The organism is Ottowia cancrivicina, from assembly GCF_029813755.1.
Taxonomy (GTDB): domain Bacteria; phylum Pseudomonadota; class Gammaproteobacteria; order Burkholderiales; family Burkholderiaceae_C; genus Ottowia; species Ottowia massiliensis.
Window position 1 is genome coordinate 1 of record NZ_JARVII010000088.1, and the last position, 594, is coordinate 594.

The window sequence follows — 594 nt, forward strand, 5'->3', positions numbered from 1 at the left end:
AGCCAACCAGCTGCTGCAATACCCCCGGGCGCTCGACGAAAACGCCCCCGCGCAGCAAAGCCAAACCGAACAAGTCAGCGCCAGCTACAACGCGCAAGGCCACCTCATCAAGGAAACCGGCACAGACTGGGAAAGAAACTGGCGCTACAACGCAGCGGGCAGACTCAGCGAAATCAAGGACAGCGCAGATGGCCTCACCGTCCAATACCGCTACGACCCCTTTGGGCGAAGAATTGCCAAAACCGTCACACAAGGCGCAACAAGCCGCACCACCTACTACATTAACGGCGAAAGTGCGCTAATGGCCGAAGCCGATGAAGAAGGGCGGATCACCAGAGCGTACGGATTCAACCCCCATACGCAGCAAGCCAGAACCAACGAGGAGGACGAAGACGCATAAGAAGGCAGCCTGTGGAGCACCGACCCCATCTGGCAGGCGGAGCTGAACGGCAAAACCAGCCTGAAAGAAGCCAGCTACCACTACTTGGTCACGGACCATCTGGGAGTGCCCGTATTGGCGCTGAACAAGGCGGGCGAGACGACGTGGAAAGCCAGATATGAAGCCTTTGGCAAGGCGCGGATAGACCATGCTTC

2 protein-coding genes are annotated in these 594 nt (G+C 58.4%); both read left to right on the forward strand.

Annotated elements, in window-relative coordinates:
- The coding region (locus tag QB898_RS13160) for an RHS repeat domain-containing protein (RefSeq protein WP_279525314.1) at positions 1-400 on the forward strand (400 nt) is incomplete at its 5' end.
- An 84-nt stretch (positions 401-484) separates the two neighbouring features.
- Positions 485-594 (forward strand): RHS domain-containing protein (locus tag QB898_RS13515; protein ID WP_428982836.1); only part of this gene is annotated, 110 nt, incomplete at its 3' end.